This is a genomic window from Chryseobacterium sp. OV279, from assembly GCF_900128945.1.
Taxonomy (GTDB): domain Bacteria; phylum Bacteroidota; class Bacteroidia; order Flavobacteriales; family Weeksellaceae; genus Chryseobacterium.
The window spans coordinates 261130-275481 of record NZ_FQUD01000003.1; the positions used below are offsets into that span (position 1 = coordinate 261130).

At 37.6% G+C, this 14352-nt stretch carries 15 protein-coding genes; 9 read left to right on the plus strand and 6 right to left on the minus strand.

What is annotated here, in order from left to right:
• Positions 1-158 precede the first annotated feature (158 nt).
• The 3 genes from BUA72_RS24750 to BUA72_RS13560 all read right to left on the minus strand — a co-directional run bounded on the left by BUA72_RS24750 (position 159) and on the right by BUA72_RS13560 (position 2523).
• Complete coding sequence (locus BUA72_RS24750) at positions 159-992, minus strand: MFS transporter (RefSeq protein WP_262484412.1); 834 nt, start codon at positions 990-992, stop codon at positions 159-161.
• The gene (locus BUA72_RS24755) at positions 974-1444 is read right to left on the minus strand and encodes an MFS transporter (protein ID WP_262484413.1); all 471 of its coding nucleotides are present in this window, start codon (positions 1442-1444) and stop codon (positions 974-976) included. The genes BUA72_RS24750 and BUA72_RS24755 overlap by 19 nt, the downstream gene beginning before the upstream one ends.
• A 116-nt stretch (positions 1445-1560) precedes the next feature.
• A complete protein-coding gene (locus BUA72_RS13560; protein WP_072923375.1) occupies positions 1561-2523 on the minus strand; it encodes a helix-turn-helix domain-containing protein in 963 nt (320 codons plus the stop codon).
• 256 nt (positions 2524-2779) lie between these two features.
• On the opposite strand from BUA72_RS13560, the gene BUA72_RS13565 reads away from it, so the two are divergent.
• Positions 2780-3628: a hypothetical protein gene (locus tag BUA72_RS13565; RefSeq protein ID WP_139259614.1), complete on the plus strand. Its 849-nt coding sequence runs from the start codon at positions 2780-2782 to the stop codon at positions 3626-3628.
• A 172-nt stretch (positions 3629-3800) separates the two neighbouring features.
• Here BUA72_RS13565 and BUA72_RS13570 read toward each other — a convergent pair whose 3' ends face one another.
• The 3 genes from BUA72_RS13570 to BUA72_RS13580 all read right to left on the minus strand — a co-directional run bounded on the left by BUA72_RS13570 (position 3801) and on the right by BUA72_RS13580 (position 6320).
• Positions 3801-4412, minus strand: coding sequence for a response regulator transcription factor (locus BUA72_RS13570; protein ID WP_034727502.1), 612 nt, complete (start codon positions 4410-4412; stop codon positions 3801-3803).
• On the minus strand, positions 4409-4840 hold the full coding sequence (locus BUA72_RS13575; RefSeq protein ID WP_072923377.1) for a hypothetical protein: 432 nt from the start codon (positions 4838-4840) through the stop codon (positions 4409-4411). The genes BUA72_RS13570 and BUA72_RS13575 overlap by 4 nt, the downstream gene beginning before the upstream one ends.
• An 832-nt stretch (positions 4841-5672) precedes the next feature.
• Positions 5673-6320 (minus strand): DUF1349 domain-containing protein, encoded by a 648-nt coding sequence (locus BUA72_RS13580; RefSeq protein WP_034727507.1) that lies wholly within the window; start codon positions 6318-6320, stop codon positions 5673-5675.
• An 82-nt stretch (positions 6321-6402) separates the two neighbouring features.
• Between BUA72_RS13580 and BUA72_RS13585 the strand changes: the two genes are divergently transcribed.
• The 8 genes from BUA72_RS13585 (at position 6403) to rsgA (ending at position 14321) form a co-directional block, all read left to right on the plus strand.
• Positions 6403-7146 carry a response regulator transcription factor gene (locus tag BUA72_RS13585; RefSeq protein WP_072923378.1) on the plus strand — a complete coding sequence of 248 codons (744 nt, stop codon included), beginning with the start codon at positions 6403-6405 and terminating at the stop codon, positions 7144-7146.
• Positions 7147-7246: 100 nt separating this feature from the next.
• Positions 7247-7603, plus strand: coding sequence for a helix-turn-helix domain-containing protein (locus BUA72_RS13590; RefSeq protein WP_072923379.1), 357 nt, complete (start codon positions 7247-7249; stop codon positions 7601-7603).
• Positions 7604-8022: 419 nt separating this feature from the next.
• Positions 8023-9279, plus strand: a complete 1257-nt coding sequence (locus BUA72_RS13595; RefSeq protein ID WP_047456554.1) for an aminotransferase class I/II-fold pyridoxal phosphate-dependent enzyme — start codon at positions 8023-8025, stop codon at positions 9277-9279.
• Positions 9280-9285: 6 nt separating this feature from the next.
• Complete coding sequence (locus BUA72_RS13600) at positions 9286-9918, plus strand: TetR/AcrR family transcriptional regulator (protein ID WP_047456553.1); 633 nt, start codon at positions 9286-9288, stop codon at positions 9916-9918.
• A 97-nt stretch (positions 9919-10015) separates the two neighbouring features.
• Complete coding sequence (gene dnaX, locus BUA72_RS13605; RefSeq protein WP_072923380.1) at positions 10016-11101, plus strand: DNA polymerase III subunit gamma/tau; 1086 nt, start codon at positions 10016-10018, stop codon at positions 11099-11101.
• A 32-nt stretch (positions 11102-11133) separates the two neighbouring features.
• Positions 11134-11712, plus strand: coding sequence for a hypothetical protein (locus tag BUA72_RS24140; protein WP_083544214.1), 579 nt, complete (start codon positions 11134-11136; stop codon positions 11710-11712).
• Between the two features lie 427 nt (positions 11713-12139).
• The gene (locus tag BUA72_RS13615; protein WP_072923381.1) at positions 12140-13219 is read left to right on the plus strand and encodes a chorismate mutase; all 1080 of its coding nucleotides are present in this window, start codon (positions 12140-12142) and stop codon (positions 13217-13219) included.
• A gap of 175 nt (positions 13220-13394) precedes the next feature.
• Positions 13395-14321, plus strand: coding sequence for a ribosome small subunit-dependent GTPase A (rsgA, locus tag BUA72_RS13620; RefSeq protein WP_047456548.1), 927 nt, complete (start codon positions 13395-13397; stop codon positions 14319-14321).
• Positions 14322-14352: the final 31 nt, after the last annotated feature.

Sequence of the window (14352 nt, forward strand, 5' to 3'; positions counted from 1 at the left end):
TATTATGCCCTGCATTAGAGTAAATTGCCTTTGATTTTGAATGTTTTGTTAATTTTTTCTATAAATAATTAATTATATGTTAAAATAATATTGTTTTTTCTTAAAATTAAAGAAAAATAGAAAATAAAATGTGGTAGTTGTGTGGTATCTGTTGTTTGTTAAAGAACTTTAAATGTTCCCAAATCTCTGTTTCTTGCCGCAAGCACAAACGAAATTCCAACGGAAAATAAGAGTACCGTTATAAAAACAGTCCAGGAAAAGGCATGGAGAATATATCCCGTTCCGCTTCCCAGAATACTGGATCCGAAATAATAAAACAGCCAATAAATGGAAGTAGCTGACGACTTTCCTTGTTTTGCATGCAGTGCCGTCATTTGACTTGCCATGGTATGCGCTGCGAAAAAGGCTAAAGTGAATAGCCCTAGACCGAAAATCACGACATAAATATTCTCCGACAACAGAAACAAAGTACCGGAAAACATAAACAGAACTGATCCTTTCAGAATAAGATTGCGGCTGAATCTTTTCGAAAGTCTGCTCGTAATCATCGTACCGAATACCCCGAAAATATACATTAAAAATATAAAAGCGATCACAAAATGACTCAACGAAAATGGCTGATCTTCCAGTCTGAAAGTCAGATAATTATAAACACTTACAAAAGTACCCATCAGCAAAGCAGCGATGCAGTACAAACGCAGCATATAAGAATCTGTAAGGAACTTTCTCATCTGTTTGACTTTCAGAGAATAATCCGTTTTCTGGGGATTAAAAAATTTAGATTCCGGAAAGAGTTTCCAGAATACCAGTCCCAGAATCAGGCTTTCTATCCCTATAATCAGAACGGCATTCCGCCAACCGAATTCCCCGGCTAAGATCGTTGCCAATATTCTTCCACTCATACCACCAATGGTATTTCCGCTGAGATACATGCTGATGGCCAGGGCGACGACAGAAATATGAACTTCTTCAGTCAGATAGGCGAGTGCCACCGCTGAAACTCCGGAAACCACAAAATGATGGCCAGGGCGACGACAGAAATATGAACTTCTTCAGTCAGATAGGCGAGTGCCACCGCTGAAACTCCGGAAACCACAAAACCTTTTAAAACACCTGTCGCAATGAGTAAGCTGAGACTTGGCATCCACGCTGAGATAATCGTAAGCAATGCAGATGAAACCAGTGAAAAAGTCATCAGTTTTTTTCTTGAATAACTATCGGCCTTAAAAGCGAAAAACAACAATCCAATGGCCATTCCTATCGTGGAAGAAGAAACCAGAAGAGAACTGTCGCCGGCCGTTGTTTTGAAATAGTCTGAGACGGTGGGAAGCATCGGCTGAAAAAGATAAAGCTGCGCAAATACGGAAAGTCCCGAAAAGAAAATACAAAGTTTGATATACCGGAAACGCTGGCTTCCTTTTTCTGCTTTTTCAGATAGATTCATGATTTTGTACGATTAAAAACGCTGTGGTTTTTATAGAAATTAATGTCCCGTAAAGTTCATGATATTTTTTCAATTCTGAAAACGCTTTATTCAATCAGGTTTATTGGTAAAACCGATTATCGCTGCATTCTGCTTATGTATTCGGAAGGAGTGGTTCCTTCAATCTGTTTAAAAACCCGGTTAAAGGTAGACTGGTTTGAAAATCCGGCTTCGGTGTAGATATACATTAAAGTCACACGTTCCAGATCATTTTCATCCAAAAGTTTTTTGACACAGTTGATTCTGTACAGATTAAGATAATTATTGAAATTCGGGAAGCCCTTATGCCGTATCGATTTTGAAATATAACTGCTGTTCACACCCATTTCTGTGGATAATTTGGAAATATTGAAATTCACATCCTTATAGAAATGTTTCTCATTCATCATGTGTTCAATCTTTCCAAACAATTCTTCTGAATAGATGTCTTTTTCTACAGAAGGGATTGTTGTTTTAAGATCTGTCTGCAGCTTTTCTTCAATTTCACTGTAAATCTCCACACGTCTGATTTTATCTTTAAAATAGAGCAGGAGTGCTATGACAGCTACATTAGAGATCATCAGCACAGTGTCTGTCATTTTTACGTCTTCGGGGCTGTGTTTTGGAAAGTTGAAATCAAAATTATTAGAAATCAGATACCCTAAAATGATATTGAAAAGCACAAAAATGAAATAGATTAAAACATACTTTCTAGCGAGAAAAACATAAGCTCCCAGAAGAATAGGAATCAGCCAGACAAAGCTCGCTACCGAATTATTCCAGAAAGCCAGCATAATGTAAAAATTGTAAAAGGAAGCAGAGATCATATAGGTATGAATCAATACTTCTACTGAATAACTTTTGCGGACAATAATATAGGTGTACATCATAAAAAACAATCCGCCATACAGATACCAGGACATGGTTTTATCCGGAACGATGAATGTAAAGATGAGTGCAAATACAGAAAGAATAATGGCCATCAAAATGATATAATAATGGATCAGTTTTCTTTTGTAATGTTCAATTCTTTCAGTCTTGATGTTATGAGTGGTTGCCATTTGTGTTTCGAAGATAATTAGATTCTGTTTCAATATCTACATGAGCAGTCATTATCAGAAAATAACTGGTTTAAGTTATTGTGTTTTAGTCTTTTGTGTTTTTTAAACCGTTTCCGGTTTTTCATTGCTTATTTATAAAATTGATTTATTCCAGCGGATAACTTTGTGGCAGATTAATTACCCGATGAGTCTGTATCTGACAAAATCATGATCTATCATATCCTGTCGTATAAATAAAAAACAAATATAATTAAAAATGAAGAAAATTAAATTATCTCTTTGGGGTCTGACTTTTACTATGATTTCCAGTACTGTTTTAGCTCAGGTTGGTATCAATACAGAATCTCCTAAAGCCACACTTCATGTGGCAGGAAAACCCGATGTAGCTAATGTGGCAGATGGAGTGATTGCCCCAAGAATGACCGGAAATCAGCTTAAAGCTAAAGATGATGTATATCTTGCAGATCAGACCGGAGCATTGGTCTACGTCACTCAGGCTGTAACGACGGCTTCCGTAAAAACAGCAAAAGTAGATAAGCCCGGATATTATATGTTCAATGGTGAAACCTGGAAATTTGCATTTGGAGGAAATAATGATGATATTGTAATAGGAGAGCTGGTATATTATCACGGCAGCATCCCGGGATCAACTTCAGGGACGAATATCCTGGCCAGTACCTATCTTTCGGATCTTCCTGTTCTGGGTGGTGTATTAAGGCTGGATGCCCAGTTTGACGGAAATTCATCCGGAACAGGTGCGGCGACTACATTTAACCCGCGTCTTTATAATGTAGGTACATCAGATATTAAGATCTGGGTTTCTGAGATGTCTACCCATACAGGGGATTCGGATAACGGGAATATCAAACTTTCACCGGGTGCTTTCAGGCAGTTTGATGATGGGGTTTATCTTACACAGACTCACAATGAGACGGTAACCTTTGATATTACTTTACAGGAACCGGAACCAAGATGGTACAGAGTATATTATGCATTCCGTGTGGATAATAAATCTACAGCAGGATCGAGTAATTCAACGACTACAGATCCAAATACAGCGGACAATACCAGAGAATTATTTTTATCAGTTCAGAGACTGTACTAATGATCATCTGCACGTCCGATTCTAAAAACACTACACTAACGATAGAAAACAATTGTAAAAATATTCCGGAACTGACGGAAAAGTCACATCAGTAACTTGTTTTTGTACCGGGACCGGATTTCTGATGAGAGATTCCGGTCCCAATTTTTAAACCATTGATTTAAATGATGGGTTAATGCATCATTTCATGCACTTTGATCAGTTCTGCAATATTGCTGATGTTCAGCTTTTGAAAGATTCTCTTTTTATAGGTACTCACGGTAGACATCTGGATATCGAGCTTGTTTCCGATTTCAAGGTTTCCATTGCCGCTTGCCAGCAGTTTAAAAATCTCATATTCACGGGTTGACAGCTTTTCAGCAGGATTGCTCTTTTTATTCTGAATAATAAGCCCGATCAGCTCACCCGGATAATAATAGCCCTTCTCAATAACAGATTTCACAGCTTCTCTGATTTCTTCCTCACTGCTCTGTTTGCTGAGGTAGCCTTCAGCACCTTCCCGGATATATTGGATGGCTACGTTTTTATCATGCCCTGAAAATATAAGGATCTTCAGGCTTTCCTGTATATTTTTAAGTTCAGTGACCATTTTTTTGTACTGGGTTCCTGGCATATCAATATCCAGAAGGATCAGGTCATAGTGGCGCTCAGATAAATGTTTCTGTACCTGTTCATAATTTTCTGCGAAATCAATGGTAAGCTTTGGATAAGCGGACTCTAACACTAAAGCAGTTCCTGCTCTTACGACATAGTGGTCATCAGCAATTAAGATTCGTTCATTCATAAAAAATTGGCTTTAATAAGAGTAATTTCAACGATAGTTCCGGCGGAATGATGAGGTCTGAAATTAATTTTCGCATTAATTTTTTTGACCAGATGAATGACGCTGGACAGCTTCGGACCTTTTCCATAGAAATTAGAACTTTCATACTCAGGATAGTCAGGCAGGCTGGTGTCGTCAAGGATCTGTTCGGCAGACGTTTCCGCTCCCGTATCGGCGGTTATTATAATTAGTTTTTGATGGTTTTTAATGATATTGAAGGCTGGTACGAAAGCGTTAGCCAGATCAGAGATATGTTTATAAAGATCTGCAGCAATGGTTTTTGCTTTCTTTTGCAAAAGTCCGTTGCCGTTACCATGTCCCGTGGAAGTATGACGCTGTCTGAAAATGTTCGGAAACAAAATGACAGAAAACAATGTCCAAGCCTTCATAACTGTATAAAATGATCTATGTTTTCCGGATGATTAGCCTGGAAGTTTATTAATAATAGTCATTGTACAAGCCGAAGTTTTTTTAAGTGATGGGAATAACTGAATATAATTTTCTTTCATTAAATATTTTAGCGTTATGTGTTTTTGTTTTTAAACAGATTTGGATTATGGTGTAAAATTAGTGATTTTATGCGCATAAATTATCATACTCTGAGATAATTTGACAACGATTTTATCTATCATACAGACGGATATCATCATAAGTCTGTAGATTTTATTCTACATATGGTGAAATATTGTTCTACGTGTTTTATTTTGCTAAGAGATTGAGGATTTTTATTTTTGGACCGCGGCTTTACAAATTCAGAATTTTAGATTTTTATTGAATTGACATAACCAGTCAGATGAATTCTAAAAGCACAGATGCAATGGCTGAATGACCTGTTCCCTCATATGATTTCAGCCTTTCAGATCTGCAGAGAAAACAGTTTCATCGGAGCATGAATCTTTTTTTAGTTTGAGCTTTATACATGCCTTTTTATACTCTAATCAGTCCGGAATGCTTTTAAGTGTCCCGGATTTTCTGCGCTCAAATTTTCATATCAAACGCAAAAATTGTAGATTAAACAAAACTAATCAGCTCTCGCAGATGATACGGATAGAGCAGATTAATAAAAGTAAAAATCTGCATCATCTGTATAATCTGCGTGAATTAAAAAAATGATTACATATCATTCCTCTTTTCCATTGTATTCCAATTAAATTAAAACAAAAACCTCCCAAGGTGGGAGGTGAATAAAAATTGACTGTATATTGAATAAAGATTCAATCGCTATTGATTGTTTTCAAGCCATTTCAGCCTGCGTTGGTCGGGAAGGTGTTTTACTTTGAAACCTTCAAAAACTGCTGTAAAGCCGTTTCCGTCCGGACATGCGGCCATTAAGCCTACCATCACCGGAGTATTGTCCTGAAGATAGGCGTTGCGCATCATCGTATAATTTTTGTCATCAAAAGAATAGAATACTTCCACAGCATCAAGCCTCCGTACTGCTTTGATCCAGACGGCAGACGGGATTTTGTCTAATGTAATGACACTCCAGTCACTGGTTCCATGGGTAACGACGGTGCTGAGATTGTATTTTCCGTCCACGAATTCGATGCCGGCTTTTATGTAGTTTTTTTCATCTGTTCTCAGCATCAGCCCCATCTGGTCAAATCTGGCTTTGTAATTGCCGCTGATCTTCACTTTGGCTTCAAATTCTCCACCATACGTGGTATAGTAAAAGGGGGCATCATCTACTGTAAATCCATAGTGGGAAATTCTCCAGTAATCACTCTGCGGAGTGACGGACATCGATAAACTGTTGTTTTTGATCTCCCATTTTTCAGGTTCATTAAACCAGTTCATCTTTTCCAATGTCTGTGCAAAGGCTGTCTGGACCGATAAAACAGCACAGAAGCTTAAAACGATTCTCTTCATTTTCTTTAGCTGGGCGTAAATTATTACTTTAGCAAAAGTAAAACTAAACCCATATTCTGCCAATGCTTATAAATAACCATTTATGGAGATCATAGATAAACTGAACAGCCGGCTTCTGGATAAAACGGCCCGAAAATGCCAGCTTGATATAGAAGTATATAAGCAGAGAGCATTGGTGTATATGCAGATGGAAGGAGCGGTTTCGGTATTAAGCGATATGCAGGCTGATAAGAGTTATGTGTACAAATCGAAGGCTGCGCTGGAGCTGGGTTTAAGTATGGAAGAAAATCCCGCAGAAATCAATTCGATCTGGGAGGAAGAAATCATTATGAAGATTCACCCGGATGACCGCCTTAAAAAATACATCCATGAACTGAGATTTTATGAGCTGATGGAGTCTCTGGATCCGGAACTCCGTGCAGACTACTGCGTCCTTTCAAAAATCAGGATGAAAGATAAGAATGATGAATACAGACTGGTGAAACACCGCATGTTCTACGTCTATTCACCAGATAACGGAAAATTGAGATTTGCCCTTTGTCTTTATCACACAGTGCTGGTCCAGACACAGCCGCTGATCTCCGATTTTATGATCATAAATACCACCAAAGGAGAAGTGATGGTAAAAGACAAACTGGATTATCAGAATATTCTTTCCAAAAGAGAACTGGAAATCTTAAAATATGTAGGAGAGGGCTATGCCAGTAAAGAGATTGCGCAATTTCTATCAATAAGCGTCAATACAGTAAGCAGACACCGTCAGAACATCCTTGAAAAACTGAACGTAAAAAATTCCGTACAAGCCTTTAAAGACAGTTTTCATTAAAGACGGAGTGTTAAATATCCGAAAAGTTCACCATGCTTTTTTTATTCTTATCTTTAACTTTATAGATTAAGATTTTACTATAAACAATGATGATAACGAAATGAAAAGAAGCGAAGAGATTACTATGCAGTATTTTGCTTTTCTGGATAAACATATTCAGGAGGTGCTTTCCGGATCGGTTCCAGAATTTATGGAACTCAACGAAATTGCAGGACAACTTGCCGTTTCCCATACTCACCTTACGGATACTGTAAAAAAAGAAAAAGGCCAGCATCCCTGTTATTTTTATGATGAAAAAATCATCCATGAAGCCAAGCAGATGATTGCAGATTCGAATCAGTCTATTGCAGAAATTGCGAGGGTATTTACGTATGATCCTTCCAACTTTTCCAAGTTCTTTAAAAAGATGACAGGTACCACACCGGGAGCATTCCGAAAGAATAGTAAATCGATCTGATGAAAATGCTGTCAAAATTTTCACAAACCCCATAAAAAAAGTGGACAAAAGGCTTTCTTTAGTTGGATGATTTTAAGAAATTTTAACACCTAAAGATTAATTTTAAAAAATAATATTTTAGTAATGAGACAATTGTGAAAACTATTGTCTTTTTTTTGTGATTTATATATGAATAGTGATTTATTGTTGTCTTTTTTTTGTTAAATTTAGGTTCAGTAAAAAAATAACCAACCATTGAAACATACAATAGATGTATTGATAAATAAAGTAATTTGATTATCAGATCATAAGGTCAAATGTCTTATATACTGGATAATATTTAATATAATAGATAGATTTTACAAGCTTTAAATAATCATATATTTGTTTCTTCAAACAACTAACATAAACACTAACAACTAACACTAACAACATTAAGGATGAGTATCGATTTTGAAACAGCAACTTTTAAAGACTTTGAGAATATTGCAGATTATGATATTGCTCAAAGAGCGAACTATTTTTATGAATTCCTGGACCACATGACAGCTAAAGGTCACATGAATTACAGACTGAAAAATATGTCAGGAACCAATGCAACATTAAACATCAATATTGCAAATCAGAACAAAGAATATGTAAGTTTTGTATCCAGCGATTATTTAGGATTCACACAGCATCCGAAAGTAAAACAGGCAGCCATCGATGGAATTGAAAAATACGGAACAGGAACAGGAGCTACACCGCTTATCGGGGGGTATTTTGATTATCATAATGCATTAGAAAGAAAAATAGCCGGTTTTTTTGGCAGAGAAGAGGAAGAAGCAGTTATCTTTACCACCGGATATACCGCAAACAGTGCCACTTTACAGATTCTGATGCAGAAGGAAGATATCGCTATTTTAGACATGGCCGTACACGCCAGCGTACATGAAGGATGTGTGTTTACAAATAAAAAAACATTTCCGCACAATAATTTGGAAGCTTTGGAACACATTTTGAAGATATCTGAAAATACGTACCGTACGAAACTTGTTGTAGTGGATGGAGTATATTCTCAGGATGGCGACACTTCGCGCATTAGTGAGATATATGACCTCGTGAAAAAGTATAATGCCTATCTTATGGTAGACGATGTGCATGGGGTAGGGATTTTGGGACAAACCGGTAGAGGAAGTCTTGAAGATCCCGGATTAATGGATAAAGTGGATTTCATTACCGGCACATTCAGTAAAACTTTTGGCAACCTGGGGGGATATGTTATTACCAATAAAAAAATAGCATCATTCCTTAAGTTCCAATCCAGACAACAGATTTTCTCAGCAACAGCGCCACCTTCTTCCGCAGGAATAGTTAAAGCTATAGATTTGATTGATGAAGAACCGATCTGGAGAGAAAGACTTTGGAATAATATCAATTATTTCAAAAAAGGTCTTGACGATCTGGGTCTGGATACCGGTATTACATGTTCAGCAATCATTCCTGTAAAAATAGGAGACCAGAGTAAAATGTGGGATATCGGGAGGATATTAATAGAAAAAGGAGTCTATACAAACCCTATTATGTATCCTGCGGTAGCAAGAAAAGACGCGCGCATCAGAATGAGTGTGACAGCAAGACACAACAAAGAACATCTTGATAAAACACTCAATGTATTTGATGATATAAATAAAAAAATGCATATTGCGAAAAAATAATAAATTATGCCTAGAAAAGTAGTGCAAGGGCCCATTAGGGACAAGGAAAAAACAAAACAAAAACTGCTTGCAGCAGTTGGAAAAATTTTGAGAGTAAAAGGATACTCAGGTCTTAAAGTAAGTAAGATCGCAGCAGTAGCCGGTTTCGACAAAAAGCTTATCTATGAGTACTTTGGAAGTACAGATAAACTGATTGACGAATATATAAAGTCTCAGGATTATTGGAGTAAGTTCAGTCCGGACATTAAAGAAGAACAGGTGTCTTCTAAAGGTAAGGAAGCTCTGACCCAGGGAATTCTCATGCAGTTTGAGAGTCTGAAGAAAAATAAAGAACTTCAGAAAATTATTCTTTGGGAACTTTCTGAAAGCAAACCTATCCTTCGTAAATTGGTAGAACAAAGAGAAGCTGTAGGCGCTGATCTGTTCGGAAACGTTACAGATCCTTACTTTGGAGAGGGTGCGAAGAGATTTAGAGCTATTATTGCTTTGATTGTTTCAGGAGCTTATTATCTGAACCTGTATCCTGCTTATAACGCGAGCGAGTTTTGTGGCCTTGATATGAAGAGTGATGAAGGTAGATCTGAAATAGAAAAAGCTATTGTGGATCTTATAGAATTTGCCTACCAGAAGCAAGATTAATGATTAAAAGTTTTCCAATCTTACCGAAAATCAGTTTTTGTTGATATTTGAAAACTTTTAATTTTCAGATTAAAACTATATTTCTTATTTTTGACCAATGGAAAATTTTATCGTATCTGCAAGAAAATATCGCCCCCAACAGTTTGACACTGTAGTAGGGCAGTCTCATATTACAGATACGCTGGAACATGCTATTGGAGAAAATCAGCTGGCTCAGGCCTTACTTTTCTGCGGTCCGAGGGGTGTGGGTAAAACGACATGTGCCAGAATTCTGGCCCGGAAGATCAACGAAAAGGATGGTTCTGTTTCAGAAGACGGCTTCGCCTACAACATCTATGAACTGGATGCGGCGTCCAACAATTCCGTGGATGATATCAGGGAACTGATAGATCAGGTCCGCTTTGCGCCTCAGGTAGGTAAATATAAAGTCTATATTATCGATGAGGTGCACATGCTGTCTTCTGCAGCCTTCAATGCTTTCCTTAAAACGCTTGAAGAACCGCCGGCACACGCTATTTTTATTTTGGCGACTACAGAAAAGCATAAAATTATTCCCACTATTTTATCGCGTTGTCAGATTTATGACTTCAAAAGAATTACCATTGAAGATATTCAGGGACATTTAAGAACTATAGCCCAGAAAGAAAATATCCAGTACGAAGATGATGCGCTTTATCTGATTGCCCAGAAAGCTGATGGTGCTTTGAGAGATGCACTTTCCATTTTCGACAGGCTTTCCACCTTTTCCCAGAAAAATATTACACTGGCTAAAGCTGCAGAAGTTCTCAACATCCTGGACTACGATCAGTATCTCAATATCGTGGATCTGGCCAAAGAAAACAAAATCCCCGAAGTGCTTTTCGCCTTTAATGATATTGTGAAGAAGGGCTTCGATCCCCATATCTTTATTGCAGGCTTAGGAAATCACTTCAGAGATCTGATGATGGCCCAGAATGCAAGGACGATAGAACTTATTGAAGTCGGGGAGCGGACGAAAGTGAAATTCGTGGAGCAAAGCCAGAAATGGAATGCACAACAGCTCATCGACGCCGTCGAGATCTGCAATCATGCGGATATCAATTATAAGAATTCAAAGAATCCAAGACTTACAGTAGAAATTGCATTGATGCAGCTGTCTTCCCTGACAGCTAATTTAGGCGATACTAAAAAAAAAAGTTCTTAATACTGGCCCCGTTTCTCAGTGAGAAACAGGAAGTGAAGATCCCGGAAAAGGCTCCGGAGAAAAAAGAACCCGTAGCAGAAAAACCTGCTCAGCAACCTGAACCCGTACAGGAAAATACTGTAAAAACCACAAAACCTTTATCAAGACAGGGAGTCTCTTCAGGCTTCAGTATTAATTCTTTTCTGAATAAAGAGGAGAAAGAAGTAAAAGAAGAAACCGTAGTCGTAAGAACCGAAAACCTTCCCCAAAACCATTTCACAGAAACAGATCTCCAGATGGAATGGAACCTTATGCTCAAGCAGCTTCAGAAAAGAAACAGCTTTATCTTTAATGCGGTAAAAGCATTTAAGCTGATCAAGTCCGGCGAGCATACCATTAAAGTTTTATATCCTTCAGATTCTGCCAAAGTGGAATTTGATAAGATCGCAGGGGAATTTTTTAATCATTTTAAGACAAAGGTTCACAACCACGCTATTGAGGTAGATTATCAGAGAGATTTTGATAGTCTCAAGATCGAAGTGGTGACCAAAAGAAAAATTTTTGAAAAGTTTATTGAAAAAAACCCTTTATTAAAGGATCTTGACGATTTAATGAAGTTTGATCTCACCTAATTTTTTTGTATTTATCTCAATTTTTTTTTGTCAGAATCAGTTTTTTTATATCTTTGTCAAAGATTTTTGCAAAAAATAAGTTTTTGACAAAAACAAATCAGATTTAAAACTAAACGAACAGAAGTTTCAGAATCCAGGTGGAAAAATTATCAAACCCATATCTGTCTCCTTCACCCGCTAATTTCTTTAGCGGTTATTTTAGTTTTTCTGCTTTCTATTATAGAAATTTCAGAACGTATTATCGATTTTATTGGTACTGCTAACTGAATTTCTTTCCAAAAAATACAGGAGAATTAAAGTCCTTTTATTTTCCTGATTCCTTTAAACCATTTTGAACGGCATTTTTTGAAAAGAATTATAAAGTAAATTTTATAATGAAAGGACTATTGCTGTTAATCTAAAAAAATAAAACAATAAATTTAAAAATATGAATTTAATAGATGTAAAAAACGAGTGGATCAATGAGCTTTCGCAGCCTTTAATGATCGCGGGACCATGCAGTGCAGAAAGTGAAGCTCAGATGCTTGAAACCGCCAGAAGAATAAGAGAAACCAATGCGCAGGTGTCTATTTTCCGTGCAGGAATCTGGAAGCCCCGTACCAAGCCGAATGGTTTTGAAGGAGTAGGCGTAATCGGTCTGAACTGGCTGAAGAAAGTAAAGGAAGAATACGGATTCAAGACGGCTACAGAAGTAGCCAATGCCCACCACGTATTTGCAGCCCTAGAAGCTGATGTGGATGTTCTTTGGATTGGAGCACGTTCTACAGTAAACCCATTTACGGTTCAGGAAATTGCGATGGCTTTAAGAGGAACAGACAAGCCTGTATTCGTGAAAAACCCTGTCAACCCGGATCTTGCTTTATGGATCGGTGCTTTGGAAAGACTTTTAGGACAGGATATTAAAAACCTTGGAGTCATTCACAGAGGATTTTCAACATACCAGAAAACAAAATACAGAAACAACCCGAACTGGCAGATTGCTCTTGATTTCAAAAGCCAGTTTCCCAATATTCCAATGCTGATTGACCCTTCACACATCTGTGGAAACAGAACAGGTCTTGCAGATATTACACAGGAAGCACTTAACGTAGGATACCAGGGAGCGATCATTGAATCACACTGTAATCCTGATGAGGCTTGGAGCGATGCGTCACAACAAATTACTCCGGAAGTATTGGCGCAACTGATCGGTAACTTAAAAGTAAGAAATTCTGGTCTTGCAGGTTTCGACAACGAAATGGGAAGACACAGAACATTAATTTCTGACCTTGACTTCCAGTTAATCGAACTTCTTTCCCAAAGAATGAAGATCTCTGAAAAGATCGGTAAACTTAAAAAAGAGAATGATATCGCCATCTTCCAGCCGGAAAGATGGAAAGTGATCACAGAATACGCTAATCAGAAAGCAAAGGAAACCGGAATGTCTCACGAATTCATTGAAAAAGTTTTCAAAGCGATTCACGAAGAATCTATCGAAGTACAGAACAGTATTATGATCGAAAGATAAGGGAGATAAGAATTAAGGGATTTTGGATTAGAGATCAGGGAAACCGTCTCGAGTCTTTTAAGCCTATACATATTAGGGCTTAGGGCATCTGGATTAAAGGAAAATTATACTATTTGTTTTCAACTATATCCTGAACCCTAAGCCCTAATTGCTTATCTTTGCAGTCAATTATCATATGAAAGGAAAAATCATTAAATCTACAGGCAGCTGGTACCAGGTCATGGAATTCGGAACAGACAGAATTTTCGAAGCCAGAATCCGGGGCAAATTCAAACTCATCAAGACAAGACTTACTAATCCGCTTGCCGTAGGAGATTTTGTGGAATTTCAGCTGGAACAGGATGACGTTGCGTGGATTACCAAAATAGAGCAGCGTACCAATTACCTGATCCGAAAATCTGTAAACCTTTCAAAAGAAGCCCATATCATTGCTTCCAATATAGATCTTGCCTGTTTTATCTTTACTTTAAAACATCCCGAAACTTCATTGGGATTTCTTGACAGATTCCTGGCATGCTGCGAAGCTTACAATATTAAACCTTTAATCCTGTTCAATAAAATCGACGTTCTCAACGAAGAGGAAATAGAACTTGTGAAGGATATTGAATTCCTTTATCAGGAAATCGGTTATGATACCCTAGAAATTTCCTCTTATTCCAGGCTGAATTTTGATCAGCTTCAGGATCTTCTTAAAGACAGAACATCTGTGTTCTTCGGACATTCAGGATGTGGAAAATCTACTTTGGTTAATGCGTTACAACCGGGACTGAACTTAAAGACCTCTGAAATTTCAGATTCCCACCTGAAAGGAAAGCATACCACCACTTTTGCTCAGATGCATTTCTGGGACTTTGGCGGTAACGTGATCGATACTCCGGGTGTACGTGAATTTGCCATGATCGACATCGAGAAAGAGGAAGTACAGCATTATTTCCCTGAGATCTTCAAGAAAAGAGAAGAATGCAAGTTTCACAACTGTCTTCACATCAATGAACCCAAATGTGCCGTTCTTGATTCTCTTGAAACAGGAGAAATCCAGTATTCCCGTTATGCCAACTACATCAAACTGATGGAAGAGGCGGAAGAAGCTGCTCAGAAATAGAAAAATTACCATTTAACAGCCATGTTTTTGT